This is a genomic window from Pseudoalteromonas fuliginea, assembly GCF_000690055.1.
Classification (GTDB): Bacteria; Pseudomonadota; Gammaproteobacteria; order Enterobacterales; family Alteromonadaceae; genus Pseudoalteromonas; species Pseudoalteromonas fuliginea.
The window spans coordinates 1-328 of the sequence record NZ_JJNZ01000219.1 but is presented as its reverse complement, the minus strand read 5'-3'; the positions used below and the strand labels follow the sequence as shown (position 1 = coordinate 328).

Annotated in this window: 1 protein-coding gene; it reads right to left on the bottom strand. The window is 40.5% G+C overall.

Annotation, left to right across the window (positions count from 1 at the left end; genetic code table 11):
* Positions 1-18: 18 nt before the first annotated feature.
* A partial coding sequence (locus DC53_RS22450) for a hypothetical protein (protein WP_033032598.1) occupies positions 19-328 on the bottom strand: 310 nt, incomplete at its 5' end.

The following is a 328-nucleotide window of genomic DNA, read 5'->3' as shown; positions in this document are numbered from 1 at the left end:
TGATTTTTTGATCATAATCTACTCACACAGCCCGTACTTAGAGCTACAGACATCTTGAGTCAATGCCTCAGTAACAAGGTCGTAAACCTTTCCACCGCGCCCTGTCTTAGACCATTCAACAGCATCGTAAACGCTTCCTCCAATAATATTTCCTCTAGGGCCAAGCATTGATGTGCCTTGGTAAGCTTCAACGTCAAGGGTTTGTATTCTGTTTAGCTTCTTCTCATACCCAAATCTAAACTTACTAGACCCTGATATTATTGGATAAGATTCTGGAGCTTGTGTTGTTTCGTTTACTCCAGTGTAAATTCCAATTTGGTTTTTCATG